The organism is Sphingobacterium puteale (assembly GCF_003627955.1).
Taxonomy (GTDB): Bacteria; Bacteroidota; Bacteroidia; order Sphingobacteriales; family Sphingobacteriaceae; genus Sphingobacterium; species Sphingobacterium puteale.
This window is the reverse complement of record NZ_RBWS01000018.1, coordinates 148,298-166,519: the sequence shown is the minus strand read 5'-3', so window position 1 is coordinate 166,519 and position 18,222 is coordinate 148,298. Positions and strand designations below refer to the sequence as shown.

Annotated in this window: 16 protein-coding genes; all 16 read right to left on the bottom strand. The window is 38.6% G+C overall.

The genetic code is table 11. From position 1 onward, the window contains the following. Nucleotides 1–558: 558 nt before the first annotated feature. On the bottom strand, nt 559–4,836 hold the full coding sequence (rpoC, locus tag D7322_RS21730) for a DNA-directed RNA polymerase subunit beta' (RefSeq protein ID WP_121126309.1): 4,278 nt from the start codon (nt 4,834–4,836) through the stop codon (nt 559–561). A 72-nt stretch (nt 4,837–4,908) separates the two neighbouring features. Continuing rightward, nucleotides 4,909–8,718 (bottom strand): DNA-directed RNA polymerase subunit beta, encoded by a 3,810-nt coding sequence (rpoB, locus tag D7322_RS21725; RefSeq protein WP_121126315.1) that lies wholly within the window; start codon nt 8,716–8,718, stop codon nt 4,909–4,911. A 168-nt stretch (nt 8,719–8,886) separates the two neighbouring features. Further along, a complete protein-coding gene (gene rplL / locus D7322_RS21720) occupies nt 8,887–9,264 on the bottom strand; it encodes a 50S ribosomal protein L7/L12 (RefSeq protein WP_002992785.1) in 378 nt (125 codons plus the stop codon). 79 nt (nt 9,265–9,343) lie between these two features. Beyond that, nucleotides 9,344–9,862, bottom strand: a complete 519-nt coding sequence (gene rplJ, locus D7322_RS21715; protein WP_121126308.1) for a 50S ribosomal protein L10 — start codon at nt 9,860–9,862, stop codon at nt 9,344–9,346. A gap of 2 nt (nt 9,863–9,864) precedes the next feature. Beyond that, nucleotides 9,865–10,563 (bottom strand): 50S ribosomal protein L1, encoded by a 699-nt coding sequence (gene rplA, locus D7322_RS21710; protein WP_046672240.1) that lies wholly within the window; start codon nt 10,561–10,563, stop codon nt 9,865–9,867. A 22-nt stretch (nt 10,564–10,585) separates the two neighbouring features. Next, the gene (rplK, locus tag D7322_RS21705) at nt 10,586–11,029 is read right to left on the bottom strand and encodes a 50S ribosomal protein L11 (protein WP_028072660.1); all 444 of its coding nucleotides are present in this window, start codon (nt 11,027–11,029) and stop codon (nt 10,586–10,588) included. Nucleotides 11,030–11,381: 352 nt separating this feature from the next. Next, nucleotides 11,382–12,494: a hypothetical protein gene (locus D7322_RS21700; RefSeq protein WP_121126307.1), complete on the bottom strand. Its 1,113-nt coding sequence runs from the start codon at nt 12,492–12,494 to the stop codon at nt 11,382–11,384. Between the two features lie 22 nt (nt 12,495–12,516). Beyond that, nucleotides 12,517–12,648 carry a hypothetical protein gene (locus tag D7322_RS29130; RefSeq protein ID WP_262707660.1) on the bottom strand — a complete coding sequence of 44 codons (132 nt, stop codon included), beginning with the start codon at nt 12,646–12,648 and terminating at the stop codon, nt 12,517–12,519. Nucleotides 12,649–12,742: 94 nt separating this feature from the next. Then, nucleotides 12,743–13,849, bottom strand: a complete 1,107-nt coding sequence (locus D7322_RS21695) for a hypothetical protein (RefSeq protein WP_121126306.1) — start codon at nt 13,847–13,849, stop codon at nt 12,743–12,745. Between the two features lie 83 nt (nt 13,850–13,932). Beyond that, complete coding sequence (locus D7322_RS21690) at nt 13,933–14,601, bottom strand: CPBP family glutamic-type intramembrane protease (protein WP_121126305.1); 669 nt, start codon at nt 14,599–14,601, stop codon at nt 13,933–13,935. Between the two features lie 259 nt (nt 14,602–14,860). Continuing rightward, nucleotides 14,861–15,451 (bottom strand): DUF3267 domain-containing protein, encoded by a 591-nt coding sequence (locus D7322_RS21685; RefSeq protein WP_121126304.1) that lies wholly within the window; start codon nt 15,449–15,451, stop codon nt 14,861–14,863. A gap of 132 nt (nt 15,452–15,583) precedes the next feature. Further along, nucleotides 15,584–16,057 (bottom strand): CPBP family intramembrane glutamic endopeptidase, encoded by a 474-nt coding sequence (locus tag D7322_RS21680; protein WP_183078803.1) that lies wholly within the window; start codon nt 16,055–16,057, stop codon nt 15,584–15,586. Nucleotides 16,058–16,147: 90 nt separating this feature from the next. After that, entirely contained in the window at nt 16,148–16,288 is a 141-nt protein-coding gene (locus tag D7322_RS28560) for a hypothetical protein (RefSeq protein ID WP_183078802.1), read from the bottom strand. Nucleotides 16,289–16,304: 16 nt separating this feature from the next. After that, nucleotides 16,305–16,430 (bottom strand): hypothetical protein, encoded by a 126-nt coding sequence (locus tag D7322_RS29125; protein WP_262707659.1) that lies wholly within the window; start codon nt 16,428–16,430, stop codon nt 16,305–16,307. Between the two features lie 90 nt (nt 16,431–16,520). Further along, nucleotides 16,521–16,853, bottom strand: coding sequence for a hypothetical protein (locus D7322_RS21675; RefSeq protein WP_121126302.1), 333 nt, complete (start codon nt 16,851–16,853; stop codon nt 16,521–16,523). Nucleotides 16,854–16,859: 6 nt separating this feature from the next. Then, nucleotides 16,860–18,206 carry a TolC family protein gene (locus tag D7322_RS21670; protein ID WP_121126301.1) on the bottom strand — a complete coding sequence of 449 codons (1,347 nt, stop codon included), beginning with the start codon at nt 18,204–18,206 and terminating at the stop codon, nt 16,860–16,862. Between the last annotated feature and the right edge of the window lie 16 nt (nt 18,207–18,222).

Here is an 18,222-nt window from a genome sequence, read left to right as displayed (position 1 = left end):
AATAAACTCAGCGGGATTTTAAATCCTGCCGAACCCTCTTAAACCCTTCTTTTTTTCATGGTTCCTTCTTTCGAAGTAACCGTCCCTCCCTTGCGGAGTGGTGCAAAGATAGGGAGTTTTCGGGCAAACTTCCAAGCCTTTTGTTTATTATTTTTTAATATCCACGTTAACCTACTGTAACATTGGGAGATTATTTCAAGGAAAGACTATTGGAGATAGCTATAAAAGAGTACCTAAAACACAAATCAGAATCAATAAATACTTCCATTTCTTATCCGTTAGAGAATAAGAAGCTCTATCCTTCCGATATAGCGCATAACAGAAACGCGGGAGTTCATAACGATACCAAAATTTAACCAATATCCATTTCTGATCCTCACAGATTCCCAGACAATATATTAGTTAGTCCAGTGTTGTCCAAAAACAAAATCTTGATGATTTCGCAGACACCAGCAACAATGAAAGTGGACTGAAGGTTCTTTCGGCCAATGAAATCAGCCAATAAAAAAAGGTCCAAGCATACACTTGGACCTTCTATATGAAATAATCGATTAACGATTAATCTTCTTCTTTCGAAGCCAACAATTGATCGTACTCTTCGCGAGAGCCTACGATTAAATTGCTGTATTGACGGATACCTGTACCAGAAGGAATTAAGTGACCAACGATTACGTTTTCTTTCAAACCTAACAAGTTGTCACGTTTACCTGCGATAGCAGCTTCATTCAATACTTTTGTTGTCTCTTGGAAAGAGGCAGCAGAGATAAACGATTTCGTACCCAACGATGCTCTAGTGATACCTTGCAACAATGGACTTGAAGTTGCCGGAATTGCTTCACGCACTTCTACAAGTTTTAAGTCACGACGTTTCAGACTAGAGTTCTCTTCTCTCAACTTACGTAAAGAAACAATCTGTCCTGGACGTAAATTATTGGAGTCTCCTGCATCAACAACTACTTTTTTGTCGAACAAGGAATCATTTTCTTCCATGAAATCCCATTTGTTAACGGCTTCTTTTTCTAAGAAACGCGTATCTCCTGGATCTTCGATGTTAACTTTTTGCATCATTTGGTGAACGATGGTCTCGAAGTGTTTATCGTTGATCTTCACACCTTGCAGACGGTATACTTCTTGGATACCATTCACAATGTAATGTTGCACCGCTGATGGACCTTTGATCGACAAGATATCCGCAGGAGAAATCGAACCATCTGATAATGGCATACCAGCTTTCACAAAGTCATTATCCTGAACAAGAATATGTTTAGAAAGAGGTACCAAGTATTTCTTGATTTGACCATCACGAGACTCGATAGACATCTCACGGTTACCGCGCTTCACACCACCCAATGTTACCACACCGTCGATTTCTGTTACTACAGCAGGGTTAGAAGGGTTACGTGCTTCGAATAATTCCGTTACACGTGGTAGACCACCTGTGATATCTCGCGTTTTACCTGTAGAACGAGGGATTTTAACTAGGATACCACCTTCTTTCACTGTTACACCATTAGCAACTGCAACGTGGGCACCTACTGGGATATTGTAGGTACGAATAACCTCTCCCGATTTATCAAGAATCTTGATGGATGGGTTTTTCGTTTTATCACGTGTTTCAATAATTACCTTCTCTTTGTGACCAGTTTGCTCATCTGACTCTTCACGGAAGGTAACACCTTCGATAATTGCGTCAAATTCAACTTTACCAGCAAATTCAGAAATAATTACTGCATTATATGGATCCCATTCGACCAATTTATCGCCTTTAGCTACTGTACCGCCATCCTCAACGAACAACTGTGAACCATAAGGGATATTTTGTTGGAATACGATTTTATTATGTGCATCAATGATCTTAATCTCACCAGAACGTCCTAAGACTACCTGATGTGTGCCATTATCGTTTGTTTGCGAAACAGTACGTACGTTTTCAAATTCGATTTTACCGTCGTATTTAGAAATGATGCTTGAGTCAGCGGCGATATTTGATGCCGTACCACCCACGTGGAACGTACGAAGTGTCAACTGTGTACCTGGTTCACCGATTGATTGTGCTGCGATAACGCCGACAGCTTCACCCAATTGAACACGTTTACCAGATGCCAAGTTACGACCGTAACAACAAGCACACACACCACGTTTCGATTCACAAGTTAATACAGTACGAATTTCGACACCCTCAATACCTGATTTCTCGATAACTTCAGCGATTTCCTCCGTGATATCTTCGTTTGCAGAAACAATCAGCTCTTCTGTTTCCGGATGGAATACATCATGTAATGGAGTACGACCCAAGATACGGTCGAATAATGGTTCAACAACATCATCATTATCTTTCAATGCTGTTGTGTAGATACCACGCAAACCACCACAATCTTGCTCCACAACGATCATATCCTGAGCGACGTCATGTAAACGACGAGTCAAGTAACCCGCATCCGCCGTTTTCAACGCCGTATCCGCAAGACCTTTACGTGCACCGTGGGTAGAGATAAAGTACTCCAATACGGACAAACCTTCTTTGAAGTTTGAAAGGATCGGGTTTTCAATAATCTCACCACCTGAAGTACCGGATTTTTGAGGTTTCGCCATCAGACCACGCATACCACATAACTGACGGATCTGCTCTTTCGAACCACGGGCTCCTGAATCCAACATCATATAAACTGAGTTGAAACCTTGATTATCGTTCGAAAGAATATCCATAACGTGTGCAGTCAATCTATTGTTGATACGCGTCCAGATATCGATGATTTGGTTGTAACGTTCGTTGTTAGTAATGAAACCCATGTTATAGTTGTTCATCACTTCTTCAACTTCGTTCGTTGCTTGTTGGATCAATTCAGCTTTCGCAGCAGGAATGTTCAAATCTTCCAAGTTGAAAGAAAGACCACCTTTGAAGGCTGTTTGATATCCCAATTCTTTCATATCGTCCAAGAATTGTGCAGCACGAGCCATACCCGTTGTCTTCACAATCTCGCCAATGATATTACGTAAAGATTTTTTGGTAAGCAGTTCGTTTACGAAACCCATTTCATCAGGAACAACTTGGTTGAAGATCACGCGACCTACAGTTGTTTCTAACAAGGTATCAACGATGCTACCATCTTTTTGTCTCACTTTTGTTTTGACTTTAATCCAAGCGTGAAGATCGATCTGTTTCTCATTTAAAGCAATGATAACCTCTTCAGCGGAATAGAAAGTCATATCTTGACCTCTTACGATATGATCGCCAGCAGTTCTACGGCCTTTGGTGATATAGTAAAGACCCAATACCATGTCTTGAGATGGTACTGTGATTGGAGAACCATTCGCAGGGTTTAAGATATTGTGTGCTGCCAACATCAAGATTTGGGCTTCCAAAACTGCGGCATTACCTAGAGGTAAGTGAACCGCCATTTGGTCACCGTCAAAGTCGGCGTTGAACGCTGTACACACTAATGGGTGCAATTGGATCGCTTTTCCTTCCACCAATGTAGGTTGGAAAGCCTGAATACCCAAACGGTGAAGCGTAGGTGCACGGTTTAGTAATACAGGGTGACCTTTCAATACATTTTCGAGGATATCCCATACCACAGGATCTTTACGATCTACGATTTTTTTCGCGGATTTTACTGTTTTTACAATACCACGCTCGATCATCTTACGGATGATAAACGGTTTGTAAAGCTCAGCCGCCATATCTTTAGGAAGACCACACTCGTGTAATTTCAAGTGAGGACCTACCACAATGACCGAACGAGCCGAATAATCCACACGTTTACCTAATAAGTTTTGACGGAAACGACCTTGTTTACCTTTCAAAATATCAGATAATGACTTCAATGCACGGTTACCTTCTGTCTTAACAGCATTCACTTTACGTGAGTTGTCAAACAAAGAGTCTACCGCTTCCTGAAGCATACGTTTTTCGTTACGTAAGATTACTTCAGGAGCCTTGATTTCGATCAAGCGTTTTAGACGGTTGTTACGGATAATCACACGACGGTATAAGTCATTCAAATCCGAAGTCGCAAAACGACCACCATCCAAAGGCACTAAAGGACGCAATTCAGGTGGAATGATCGGAACGATCTTCACAATCATCCACTCTGGGCGATTCTCGATATTTTCACGTGAGCTACGGAAAGCTTCAACGACATGAAGACGTTTTAACGCCTCATTTTTACGTTGTTGCGAAGTCTCGTTAGCAGCTTGGTGACGTAAATCGTATGACAATTGATCCAAATCAATACGTTTCAACAAATCTTCCAATGCCTCAGCCCCCATCTTAGCGACAAATTTTTGAGGATCATTATCGTCTAAATATTGATTTTCTTTTGGTAAAGTATCTAAAATATCTAAATATTCTTCTTCGGTCAAGAAGTCCATAAAGTTGATACCATCTTCTTCCTTAATACCAGCTTGGATAACCACATAACGTTCGTAGTAAATGATCATATCCAATTTTTTGGTAGGAAGTCCCAATAAATAACCAATTTTATTAGGAAGAGAACGGAAGTACCAGATGTGTGCAACAGGAACCACCAAGTTGATGTGTCCCATACGCTCACGACGTACTTTTTTCTCAGTTACTTCAACACCACAACGGTCACATACGATACCTTTATAACGGATACGTTTGTATTTACCACAGTGACATTCGTAGTCCTTCACAGGACCAAAAATGCGCTCACAGAATAAACCGTCACGTTCTGGTTTGTAGGTACGATAGTTAATCGTTTCCGGTTTTGTAACTTCACCACTTGAGCGTTCCAAAATAGTTTCTGGAGAAGCCAAGCTGATCGTAATCGAAGTGAAGTTGCTTTTAATTTTATTATCTTTTTTGTAAGACATACTTATTCAAAAGTTAAAGCTTTATACAGAAGCTTTGAAGAACCGCAGTCCTTCAAAGCCCTAATTGCTTAATTAATCCAATGTGATATCTAGACCCAATCCACGTAACTCGTGTACCAATACGTTGAACGATTCTGGTACCGATGGTGTCGGAAGGTTGTTACCTTTTACGATTGCCTCGTAAGTTTTGGCACGACCAACCACGTCATCCGATTTCACGGTTAAGATTTCTTGAAGGATGTTAGATGCACCGAATGCTTCCAATGCCCAAACCTCCATCTCACCGAAACGCTGACCACCGAATTGTGCTTTACCACCCAGCGGTTGTTGTGTGATCAATGAGTACGGACCGATTGAACGTGCGTGCATTTTATCATCCACCATGTGACCTAATTTCAACATGTAGATTACACCCACTGTCGTTGGTTGATCGAAACGGTCACCTGTCAATCCGTTGTACAAGTATGTACGTCCAGATTTTGGTAAGCCAGCTTTCGCTACCCAATCCTGTACCTGATCCATTTCAGCACCGTCAAAGATTGGTGTAGCAAACTTCACACCTAATTTTTGACCAGCCCAACCCAATACGGTTTCGTAGATCTGTCCCAAGTTCATCCGTGAAGGTACCCCTAGTGGGTTCAACACGATATCAACTGGTGTTCCATCTTCTAAGAATGGCATATCCTCGTCACGTACGATACGTGCAACGATACCTTTGTTACCGTGACGACCGGCCATCTTATCCCCTACTTTCAACTTACGTTTTTTAGCAACGTAAACTTTAGCCATCTGCACAATTCCTGATGGAAGTTCATCACCCACAGATACTGCGAATTTATCACGCTTGAACGAACCTAGCTCTTCATTAATTTTGATGTTATAATTATGAAGGGCCATTTTGATCAACTCGTTTTTATCTTCGTCAGTTGTCCATCCCATTGGGTTGATGTTGTTGTAATCTAATTCAGCTAAGATTTTTTGTGTAAACTTAGCACCTTTAGCAACCAACAACTCTTTATATACATTGTAGACACCTTGGCTAGTTTTACCATTCACGACAGTGAATAACTTTTCAACCAAACGCTCTTTCAATGATTTAACAGCTCTATCGTGAGCAACCTCTAGTTTTTCTAAAGTTTTACGCTCAACCTCTTTAGACATTTTCTTCGCACGCGAGAATAACTTCGTATCGATAACAACACCTTTTAATGACGGTGGAGTTTTCAATGAAGCATCTTTCACGTCGCCAGCTTTGTCACCAAAGATTGCACGTAGTAATTTCTCTTCTGGAGAAGGATCAGACTCACCTTTAGGTGTGATTTTACCGATTAGGATATCGCCACCACCAACTTCTGCACCGATACGGATAATACCGTTTTCATCCAAGTCTTTTGTCGCCTCTTCAGATACGTTAGGAATATCAGCGGTTAATTCTTCCTCACCACGTTTCGTATCACGAACTTCAAGCTCGAATTCTTCAATGTGAAGAGAAGTAAACCAATCTTCTTTCGCTACACGCTCAGAAATTACGATCGCATCCTCAAAGTTATATCCTTGCCAAGGCATGAACGCTACTTTCAAGTTACGACCCAATGCCAATTCACCATTTTCAGTAGCATAACCTTCACACAGTACCTGTCCTGGTTCTACTCGTTGACCTTTTCTTACGATAGGCTTCAAGTTCATACAAGTATTCTGGTTGGTTTTCTTGAATTTGATCAATCTATATGTTCTGACATCATCATCAAATGATACAAGACGATCATCATCGTTTCTGTCATAACGGATCTTAATTTCATCAGCATCTACATACTCGACCACACCGTGACCTTCGGCATTGATCAATGTACGTGAATCTTTTGCAACACGACCTTCAAGACCAGTACCTACGATAGGAGCTTGCGGACGCAATACAGGCACAGCCTGACGTTGCATGTTCGATCCCATCAATGCACGGTTGGCATCATCATGTTCCAAGAAAGGAATCAATGAAGCCGCAATAGATGTAATTTGGTTTGGAGCAACGTCCATATAATCAAGCATATTAGGCTCGATAATTGGGAAGTCACCCTCATATCTGGCTTTTACTTTCGCATCTTCGAAATTACCTTTGTCATCATACAAAGCATTCGCTTGTGCGATTGTTTTTCCATCTTCATCTTCAGCAGATAAGTATACGACCGGTTCGTCAACCACAACAACTCCATCTTTTACCTTACGGTAAGGAGTTTCGATAAAACCTAAGTGGTTAATTTTCGCGTGTACAGCCAACGAAGAGATCAAACCGATGTTTGGACCCTCCGGTGTTTCAATTGTACAAAGACGCCCATAGTGTGTATAGTGAACGTCACGGACCTCGAAGCCTGCACGCTCACGAGAAAGACCACCTGGACCTAAAGCTGACAAACGACGCTTGTGCGTAATTTCAGCAAGAGGGTTAGTTTGGTCCATGAACTGAGACAACTGGTTTGTACCGAAGAACGAATTGATTACCGACGAAAGTGTACGTGCATTAATCAAATCGGTCGGTGTAAACACCTCGTTATCACGGATATTCATACGCTCGCGGATTGTACGAGCCATACGAGATAGACCAACACCAAACTGAGCATATAATTGTTCACCTACAGTACGTACACGACGGTTTGACAAGTGGTCAATATCATCGACCTCGGCTTTAGAGTTGATCAAATTGATCAAATACTTCACAATTGCGATGATGTCCTCACGTGTTAATACTTTCGTATCATCCGGAGTACCCAACTTCAATTTACGGTTGATACGGTAACGACCTACATCGCCCAAATCGTAACGTTTATCAGAGAAGAACAAACGGTCGATAATACCACGAGCAGTTTCCTCATCAGGTGGTTCAGCATTACGCAATTGACGATAGATATGCTCTACCGCTTCTTTTTCTGAGTTGGATGTATCTTTTTGTAAAGTATTATATATAATAGAATAATCCGCATTGTTTGAGTCATCGTCTTTCGCTAAAATAATAGACTTAACGCCAGCTTCGATGATCAAATCAATGTGATCTTCTTCTAGAACAGTTTCACGCTCAAGGATAATTTCGTTACGGTCGATGGATACTACTTCACCCGTATCCTCATCCACGAAATCTTCTACCCATTTTTTCAATACCCTAGCCGCAAGACGACGACCAACATATTTTTTAAGACCAGATTTACTAACTTTTACTTCATCCGCTAAATCGAACAATTCCAGGATATCTTTATCCGAATCGTAACCGATAGCACGCAATAAGGTAGTAACCGGGAATTTCTTTTTACGGTCGATATAAGCATACATGACGTTGTTTACGTCTGTTGCGAATTCGATCCAAGATCCTTTGAAAGGAATTACCCTTGCAGAATAAAGTTTAGTACCATTTGTGTGTCTACTTTGACCAAAGAAAACGCCCGGTGAACGGTGTAATTGCGATACGATGACACGCTCTGCACCATTTACCACGAAAGTACCTTTAGGAGTCATATAAGGGATAGTCCCTAAATATACATCCTGAACAATAGTTTCGAAATCTTCGTGTTCTTCATCATTACAAGATAACTTTAACTTAGCCTTTAAAGGAACGCTATAAGTCAAGCCGCGTTCGATACACTCTTGGATATCATAACGTGGTGGATCAATGAAATAATCCAAAAACTCTAGCACAAAAATGTTTCTTGAATCAGAAATAGGGAAGTTTTCCGAGAATACCTTGAACAGCCCTTCCTGATGGCGGTTGTCAGAAGTAGTTTCTAATTGAAAAAACTCCTTGAAAGATTCCAATTGCACATCTAAGAAATCTGGATATTCCAATACTTTCTTACTTGTCGCAAAGTTTATTCTTTCTTGTTGAATATTATTGTTTGCCAAGGGAATATGAATTTTAGTTTTAAAAAAACTGCGCTTACATGCATGCTGTAAACCACATGTCCACTGTGCCCAGCATATACACAGCATAGTGGCGTATTGATATAAATAGGAATAGACTCTGACGAAAAATCGTCAGAGTCTAAACCTTTTCGGGCTAATTAGTTGAGATTATTTAATCTCAACAACAGCACCAGCTTCTTCTAATTGTTTTTTCAAAGCTTCTGCTTCGTCTTTAGATACACCAGCTTTTAATTCTTTAGGTGCTCCGTCAACTAAATCTTTAGCTTCTTTCAAGCCTAATCCAGCTAAATCTTTAACCAATTTAACTACAGCTAATTTTTGACCACCAGCTTCTTTCAAGATAACGTCAAATGAAGTTTTCTCTTCAGCAGCAGCAGCACCACCTTCAGCTGGAGCAGCAGCTACAGCAACAGCAGCAGCAGCAGGCTCGATGCCATACTCGTCTTTTAAGATATCAGCTAATTCTTTAACTTCTTTTACTGTTAAGTTAACTAACTGTTCAGCAAGTTGTTTTAAATCTGCCATTTTATTTTGAATTTTTGAATGTACTTTGTAAAAATTGTTAATTAAATTGTAACGAATAATTCTTGTTCTAGAGGATTCGTTAACCTCTTTCTTCTAAAGCTTTTACCAAACCTGCAACAGTATTTCCTCCTGATTGAAGAGCCGAAATAACATTTTTCGCAGGTGACTGCAATGCAGCGATAACATCAGCGATAAGTTCGTTTTTAGATTTAAGATTAACTAATGCAGTTAATTGATTATCTCCAACGAATGCCGTTTGCTCAATATAAGCAGCTTTCAATACTGGTTTGTCACCAGCTTTGCGAAGCTCTTTGATCAATTTCGCAGGTGCGTTTGCAACTTCAGAAAATAACATTGTAGAAGCACCTTTAAGTGTTCCAAATATATCTTCTTCGTCAACACCAGCTTCGATCAATGCTTTTTTGATCAACGTGTTTTTTACCGCTTTGATTTCGATACCTTGCTCGAAACATTTACGACGAATGTTATTCACTTTTTCAACTGACAACTCAGCAGTATCGGCAATATAGAAGTTACCGTAAGATTTAATCTGTTCGGCTAAAGCTTGAACAATTTCTTGTTTTTCTTCTTTTCTCATGATTAAATACCTGCTACTGATTTAGTCTCAATATGAATACCAGGACTCATAGTTGAGGAAATGTGAATACTTTTAAAGTAAGTTCCTTTAGCTGCAGATGGTTTCAAACGTGCTAGAGTTTGTAATACCTCTAATGCGTTATCATATATTTTATCTGCATCGAACGACGCTTTACCAATAGAAGTATGGATGATACCGGTTTTGTCAACTTTGAAATCGATCTTACCACCTTTTACATCTGTTACAGCTTTACCAACTTCTGTTGTAACTGTACCAGTTTTAGGGTTAGGCATCAAGTTTCTCGGACCCAAAATACGACCCAATTTACCAACTTTAGCCATAACACTAGGCATAGTAATAATGATATCAACGTCAGTCCAACCACCTTCAATTTTGCTGATGTAATCATCTAAACCTACGTAGTCTGCACCTGCCGCTTTCGCTTCTTCTTCCTTATCAGGAGTACACAAAACTAAAACGCGAACAGTTTTACCAGTACCATGAGGTAATGTTGCAATACCACGCACCATTTGATTTGCTTTACGAGGATCTACGCCCAAACGAACGTCGATATCCACAGAAGCATCAAATTTGGTCAATGAGATTTCTTTAACTAAAGCCGAAGCTTCTTTCAAAGAGTATGCTTTACCAGCTTCAATTTTGGATAGTGCCGCTTTTTGATTTTTTGTTAATCTAGCCACTTTTCTTAAATTGATTTCTTAATTAATTGTTCCAAGGGGCATTACCTGATACAGTAATACCCATACTACGTGCTGTACCAGCTACCATTCTCATAGCAGCCTCTACAGTAAATGCATTTAAATCAGGCATTTTATCTTTAGCGATTGTCTCAACTTGTTCCCAAGTGATAGCCGCAACTTTTTTACGGTTAGGCTCGCCAGACCCACTTTTTAATTTAGCAGCATCTTTTAACTGAACTGCTACTGGTGGAGTCTTGATGATAAAATCAAATGACTTATCCGCGTAAACTGTAATGACAACAGGCAATACTTGACCTGGTTTGTCTTGCGTACGAGCGTTAAACTGTTTACAGAAATCCATGATATTCACACCTTTAGCACCTAATGCAGGTCCTACTGGAGGTGAAGGATTCGCAGCTCCGCCCTTAACTTGTAATTTTACTAACGCACTGACTTCTTTTGCCATTTTGTTTTGAATTTAATTTTGTTAAATGTCTGTTAGTAAGTTGGAAGCAAATAACGTAACATTCATCGATCGGGACGTAACACCCCAACCGAGGTGCAAAGTTAATAAGAAGATTTGGTTCCTGCAAGGATCTAACTTTTAATTTTTCAGGAAATTATACTTTTTTTAAAAAGCTGGCATCCATTCGTTTATTTTTCAAATATATCACCGACCTCTCTATTCACACCTAGCATAAAAGCCTCAAAATTACTTACCAATACAATAAAAAAACGATAGTAACCAAAACATATAGCATGTATTTATCGGGCTCGGTTTCAAATTTCTACTAATTCAACGGTACCCCCCGATAAGGCTACTCTTTAATTTTTAAAATATTTCCCAATTGATCTTTAATTCCTTTAGGCAAAGCGGGGATTCCGTACCTATCGAGATCATTCCAATATGTGCTCCTATAATTACTGCTTTCTTTCAGAAATATACTTTTTGCAAATTGCTTTTTGTATTTAGCAAACTCAGCTGCTGCTATATATTCCTTTTCAAGCACATAAAACTCATCATATGTTTCTATCGGCATATATTCAGCTTGGCTCTTTTTTTTAACGCCACCGACAGATGACCTGACCACACTGACCAGATGATCCATTGCTAAATTATCCGGAGTTACATTTGCATACGTTTCTATCGTTACGCCACTATGCTGACGCCCCTGTATTTTAAATATCTTTCGGTCAATTGAGGTACCCGGCGCTACCCGATTAAGATACACCTGTCCTCCCCTCTCGTTGGAAACTTGTACAAAGCCCATGTTTGTACTCCCCTGTTTTATAAACCGCCGACCTTTATCCTCCCCCAACCGAAATCCTTTCGGCAACTGATAAGCGATCGAAGTGCTTTTAAGATTGATCAGACTCGGATTATAGAAAAAAAAGGTTCCCATCTTATCAGCGAGGTCCTGCGTAGCACCTTTATTTTCAAAAATCCGGTACTCCTTCAAAATAAACCGAACCTTTTCTTTTTTATTTTTTAGTGGAATATAATACGATATTACGCCATCGACAAAATATCCCATCTTATTATTAAGTAAAGCAAGGTTCCGAAAATACCCTTTTAAGACAACATAGTCAGCCTTGCTCCGATCGCCTATAGCCACTTCATCAATCTTAATTGATCGGGGAACCATTTTGATCTTGCCCATTGTCTTTACTTCCGAAAAAGGTACCATCAAACTACTATAGGCAACATGTTGAAAAGTTAGATTAACGGTCTTTTCCTGTTTCAACGAATCCAACACAACTTCTCCAACTATATTTGTTGCACCAAGTAAGCTACCGTTATCCGCATACAGATTGACGCCACTTAGAGCTTCCTGCGTTAGACTATCAATGACTTTAATTTGTGCATTCGTCAAAAAAGAAATCATCGTTAATATCCAGATAATATATCCTATTCTTATTTCATATTTCATTTCAGTCCTTTTAATTTGCCGTTTATTTATTTCTGGTCCTATTATACCCCTCATTAAATGCTTCAATTAAGGCACTACCATTCATGATCGTGTAAACGATAAAAGCGAGCACCGCCACTATTGCTACAAATTTTAAAAGTTTCCTAATTTCCATAATTATTTAGATTTAACTACTGTCCCAAAAATAGACATTATGATATGGTCGTACCACAACCTGTGGTTATATAGCGACAAATTATTGCTAGATATCAATGAATCAATTGGAGGCCTTCACCAAGTTGTTTTGCTAAGCCGTCATTGATCACAGGAATATGATAATCTTCCAACTTTTCCCAAAATCGTGTCTTATAATTGCTTTTTTGGGGCGTTGTGTAAATACTCTTCATCAAACCCTTTTGATTGGATTTATATTCCTCTTCCGTTATATACCTACTCTCCATGATATAAAGTTCATTAAGCATCTCACAAGGGATATGGCCATATTCCTTTTTTCGTTTCAGAGACGCAACAATATTTTGGTAAAGAGCTGTTAAATTGAAAGGTGTAATGCTGTTTAATTCTGTTGCATTATAATTTTCGATTGTAACCTCATGAAACGTCTTCGCCTCGAGACTAAAAAGTTTTTCATTCACAACAGTATCTGGCAACACCTTATCCAAATACAATTGAACATTACTTCGATCAGCATCTGTCGTCAGGTACCCAACCTCATTCCCTTTTTTCAACAAGCGAATACGGTTCGACCTATCGTTTTCCTTAACGAGATCATTCAATCTATCCGCTAATTTCCTACTATCTATTTCCGTAAACCTAGGAATTTGAAAGAAAGGCCCCATTTTTGCATTATAATCCTTGACGACTGTGGAATCTATAAAAACACGATAATCAACCATTCTATATTTAGTTTTGCCTTTTTTCAAAGGAATGAAAAACTCGACGATTCCGTCCGCAAAATACTTATGTTGATGATTGAATGTTTCTAAAGAACGAAAATACCCTTTCAATACTACGACCTCCTTTGCTTTTGTATTAACAGCAACCTCATTTAGGACAAGAGGTCTTGGTGCAAGCGAGTACATCTGCTTACCATCCAATGATGCTAATGAAATGGATTTGGTCTCATACGATATATGTTGCACTGTAACTGCTAATGGTAGCTTCTGTTTCTTTACTCCATTATCCAGAAATCGAACAACACCATTTTTATTCGTAAATCCAATTAACCCACCTGTTCCATCATAGACATTTACCGACGGGATGGGCAATTTGTTCTGCTCATCTATAAACTGTATCTGAGCTTTGCATAATAGCCCGGCAAACAAACAGATCAGAATAAATGTAAATTTTAGTTTCATATACGTTAAATATCCCTTAAGCCAACCTACAAAGAAGCTACTATATTGGCCATGCCTTGTAGTGCAACTCATTATTCCTATTATTATATTTTCATGAGAACGGCTATAAAGTTCACCAATATATGTAAGCCCAATCCATAGATAAAACCATGTTTTAATCTTAGAAAAACTATTAAATACCCTAAAACTACCTGAGGAAGCACATATATTGGATAGAGAAACCAAATAGTCGTGTTGATAGGCGCAAAGTTTGTGATATGTACAAGTCCAAATGAAATAGCGCTTATTGAACCCACAACTCTAATAGGAATAAACCTATCAAGATACTGTTTCGGATGCTTATCTCTCAGAACTCGATAAACTAGTAGGCTGATAATTATAAAAAATAAGATGATAGTTACAGCCTTCAAATTTACGTGAAATAAGTCCTTAAGCCTGAAAGTCAGACAGGTCAAAATAGCAGAAAAAGATATTGCTATATGCCTTGGATTAAAAGACAACCAAAGTCGAAATATTGTTTCTTCAACTGTCGGCACAAAAAAAGCAGCTAAAAACATAATATAAAAGCTATTATCATGTGTCAGCACCCTGATAGCCTTTAAAACGTCATGATTTAATAAGCTCGGGATCTTATAATAATCGACGACTACAAATGCATCTATAGATCTAATAATCACTGTCAGCACAAGTCCAATTCCGATAAATAGAAGATAAGAATATCCAATGGCTTTTATTTTATCCTTTGTTAACATGATGATTTAGATTTTAGTTACTATGGCAAAAATAGACAATAGTATAAATTTGCACTACAACCTGTGGTTATTTTGTAATAAATTTCTCTTATAGACAAGATAGTCGTAAAACAGCTTATCAGGTAAGTGATGAATAAAATTAAAGGACCTCTTATTACGACAGATAGACTAAAGGAATGAGAAGGAAGTTAAGAACTAGTTACACAAGTATTTAGGCTAGACTCTCAGATTGGATATCCACTTATCATAAATGCGTTAATTACGTAATCTTTTTCAAAACAAAACATCCACCCTCTGTAGGATGGTCAAGTACGAGATTAGCTTTGTCCTCCTTATAGATTAAATTCAAAATCATGAAATCACCAGCTGCAGCACCTGAGAACAAAATCGCGAAAATTAAAAGCGGTAAACTCCCTATAATAATTGAATAAATCCCCGGTAACAGGCCAACTATGATAAAAGGCATAATGACAGCTAGCATATAAGCTCTAACCGGCAATGGTTCCTTACAATGAGCATATGGTGTGACCATCTTCCATAAAATGCCAAACTTTATCGACTTGAAACCATATTTTGCGAAGAACGCAAATACGATACCATGAATCAATTCATGAATAATAACTCCAGCAACAACCACAAGACCATATATCCACCACGCATTTGAAGCTTTATTGGATATATTGTCTTTCATCAGAGAAAAACTTTCCTTTATATCCCATAATAAATAAAAAGGTAGTCCATACAATAGGATAAAAACGGCAAAAAACAAAAAGCCTACTATATTCGCTTTATACAGATTAATTAGTCGGGATTCTACTACATATCCGGGATAGTTTTCAAATACATTCATAAATTTTCAATTTAACATCAAGCTATTATCCCTCAAAACTACAACCTCATTTCTCGCTAAACCTATAAAATATAAAGTGACAACCCTACTCGTTTCTCATGCATGACGAGCATATTGTCTAAATAATCGGCATTAATAATAAGTACTAAAAAAAGCAACTATATTGGCCATGGCATGTAGTGCAATCACCAATAAAATTTTGTTCCATCTTCCCTGCTGCCTTAATGCCATGTAGTAATAGGCAAATACAAATCCTGAGATAATAGTTGCCAGAATATACCAAATATTATAATAATGAAATAAACCGAAAATAACAGCAGCAATAACAACACTAATTGAGGCGGAAACTTTTAATTTACGCATGACTTCCAATATAAAAAATTGGGCAAAAAAGGTTTCCAAAATCGGAGCCACAACTACCAATAGAACAAAGGTAAATACTAATCCTTGTTTATGGTATTCCTCAATATTAGCAAACCCCGGTGAAAAAAGATCAAAAAGGTAATATGCCCCCCAATTTGTAATTTCTTCGATCAAAAAAAATATAAATAGAAAAAATAAGTTTTTTTTCTTAGGGATGCTTATTACCGGAAATATATCCTTCATAAATACAATATAAAAAGTCAATTTACCCCACCCTAAAAGCGAGAAAATAAGCCCTAACATTAGAAAAACTATGTTAAGGCTTATTGAAATCTAAAAATATACTGACAAGGAAACTAAAATCTCTCCAACAGTACGCATAATAACACCTATTTTACCTCCACCCTCAATTTCCGTTAATTCCTTAACATTCAAAGGCTCAAGATTCGTGCAATTTAAATCAAAATTTTTCATATTGATATATTTATTGTTAAAAATAATTAGAAAGGAATATTAATAATTCACCTGCAGCTCTCATAGCGTCACCAATTTTACCTCCACCTTCGACTGATACTAATTCTTGCTCAGTCAATGTTTCTAAATTTAGATTATTCATTTGTTTGATTTATAAAAAATTAGCTCCTACTCTATTCTTAGCATTTTCGGATTCCTGCTTTGTTATTTAATACTACTAAATTACTTTCACTCAATGCACAAAAAAAGCATTCAACATATAATTCGAAATAAAATTACCTCCTGCATTTGCTTGCCTCATTTGATTTAAATCTAACAAATGGATATTTTCCTGTTGAACCTCTACCTTGATTTGTATTGAATATTCTTTTTCATAATAATACGTATTAAGCGATCTATCAAAAGCAATTGGAGCACCTATATCCTTGAGATATTCAATAATACGGGCCAATCGTGACACAGAAAGTCCGAGACGGACCGCTAGTTCCGATTGTGTCCCCGTCCTTCTCTGCCGGATCAACTTGTCCAACAAATTAATCCGGTCTATATATTGAAAAAGTTTCATATGATTTTAGTTTATTGTTCCGTAAATCTGGTAGTGCAGCATCATCTTATTGAACACCACATTATATTTGCTACGGATAGTTTCCGACTCCGCTTTAATCAAATTACTTTTACTTGTATTGACATCATAAATGGATACCTTGCCCGCTTCAAAACTGCGCAAGGTGTAATCAAGAGATTGCGCTGTTGCCCTACTCGCTTCTACTGCGATACCATATTGTTTTTTATTCTCCTCCAGTTCAAGCAATAGCTTGTCTAAGATATGCTGTTGAGCAAACTTTTCATTGTCAGCCGCTAATTGTATATGCTGCCGATTCAAGTCGATCTGCTTCAACTGGCGTTTTGTTTTCCCTTTATTAAATATCGGCACCGAAACCGTCACAGCGAGCTGCTGGGCAAAATTGTCTTTGCTCTGCACAAAAAAAGGGCGTGTATTATCTGCTTTAAACGCATTGAAATAAGTACTTCCCAAACCTGCAGATCCTTTTACTTTCGGAAATAGTGCTGCTTTAATTAGCTTGGATTCGAGGTCAAGTCCATCCTTTTGATTTTGGAGTTTAGCGAATACCGGATTATGCAAATAGGCTTCTTCCCGCAAGCTCAATATTTCCGAAAAAGTACTGTCATGCTGCGGATCTTGTGCAGTTATCGGGACGGCCAATCGCAAACTACTGTAATCTGGATGGTTCATCAATTGAGCCAATTTGAGCAAGGACTGTTGCCTATCTTTGTGATACTGCTGATATTGCTGCTTTTCCCGTGCCAGATTGGCTTTTGCTTCTGCAACTACCGACACAGCTGTTGCTCCCACCGCCGTACTTTTCTCGGCTTTATCCAATAACTGCTGTGAAAACTGCATGGCCGAATCCTGTGATACCAATAGCGCCTGAGCCAGCAAGGTCTGCAGATAGGCTTCCATCAGCTGAACGGTAAGATTCCTTTTCAATATCTCTTTCTCGATACGTTCCTGTTCCGCTTCGGAACCAGCTTTTTTGGCTTGGTTTCGAAAATAATTATATTGGTATAGGGTCAGTTCCGCATTGATCCCCATGTTACTATTCAGGTTATCATTGCGCCGAATCGTACCGAACACATCCTGTGATGATCCAAAAGTGGTATAACCATTTGCGTAGCCATTGACACTTGGCAAGCGTTCCCGCAATGCCATTTCCTGATCGAGCAGTTTTATTTCAGCCTTGATGTCCTGCTGTTTGACCGGCAGATTATGAGCCACGGCATAATCGATACAATCCTGTAAAGTCCAGGGTCGCTGCGCCAGTACATTCGTTGATAACAGTACCGCTAAATAAACAAAACAGTACTTTATCCTATTTCTTTGATAATTGTTCATCATTGAATAAAAAACAACA

What these genes read in the sequence shown, in the direction of transcription:
- rpoC (WP_121126309.1), bottom strand. Translation starts at nt 4,836, where the DNA reads ATGTCTTACAAAAAAGATAATAAAATTAAAAGCAACTTCACTTCGATT.
- rplL (WP_002992785.1), bottom strand. Translation starts at nt 9,264, where the DNA reads ATGGCAGATTTAAAACAACTTGCTGAACAGTTAGTTAACTTAACAGTA.
- rplJ (WP_121126308.1), bottom strand. Translation starts at nt 9,862, where the DNA reads ATGAGAAAAGAAGAAAAACAAGAAATTGTTCAAGCTTTAGCCGAACAG.
- rplK (WP_028072660.1), bottom strand. Translation starts at nt 11,029, where the DNA reads ATGGCAAAAGAAGTCAGTGCGTTAGTAAAATTACAAGTTAAGGGCGGA.
- D7322_RS21700 (WP_121126307.1), bottom strand. Translation starts at nt 12,494, where the DNA reads ATGAAATATGAAATAAGAATAGGATATATTATCTGGATATTAACGATG.
- D7322_RS29130 (WP_262707660.1), bottom strand. Translation starts at nt 12,648, where the DNA reads ATGGAAATTAGGAAACTTTTAAAATTTGTAGCAATAGTGGCGGTGCTC.
- D7322_RS21695 (WP_121126306.1), bottom strand. Translation starts at nt 13,849, where the DNA reads ATGAAACTAAAATTTACATTTATTCTGATCTGTTTGTTTGCCGGGCTA.
- D7322_RS21690 (WP_121126305.1), bottom strand. Translation starts at nt 14,601, where the DNA reads ATGTTAACAAAGGATAAAATAAAAGCCATTGGATATTCTTATCTTCTA.
- D7322_RS21685 (WP_121126304.1), bottom strand. Translation starts at nt 15,451, where the DNA reads ATGAATGTATTTGAAAACTATCCCGGATATGTAGTAGAATCCCGACTA.
- D7322_RS21680 (WP_183078803.1), bottom strand. Translation starts at nt 16,057, where the DNA reads ATGAAGGATATATTTCCGGTAATAAGCATCCCTAAGAAAAAAAACTTA.
- D7322_RS28560 (WP_183078802.1), bottom strand. Translation starts at nt 16,288, where the DNA reads ATGAAAAATTTTGATTTAAATTGCACGAATCTTGAGCCTTTGAATGTT.
- D7322_RS29125 (WP_262707659.1), bottom strand. Translation starts at nt 16,430, where the DNA reads ATGAATAATCTAAATTTAGAAACATTGACTGAGCAAGAATTAGTATCA.
- D7322_RS21675 (WP_121126302.1), bottom strand. Translation starts at nt 16,853, where the DNA reads ATGAAACTTTTTCAATATATAGACCGGATTAATTTGTTGGACAAGTTG.
- D7322_RS21670 (WP_121126301.1), bottom strand. Translation starts at nt 18,206, where the DNA reads ATGATGAACAATTATCAAAGAAATAGGATAAAGTACTGTTTTGTTTAT.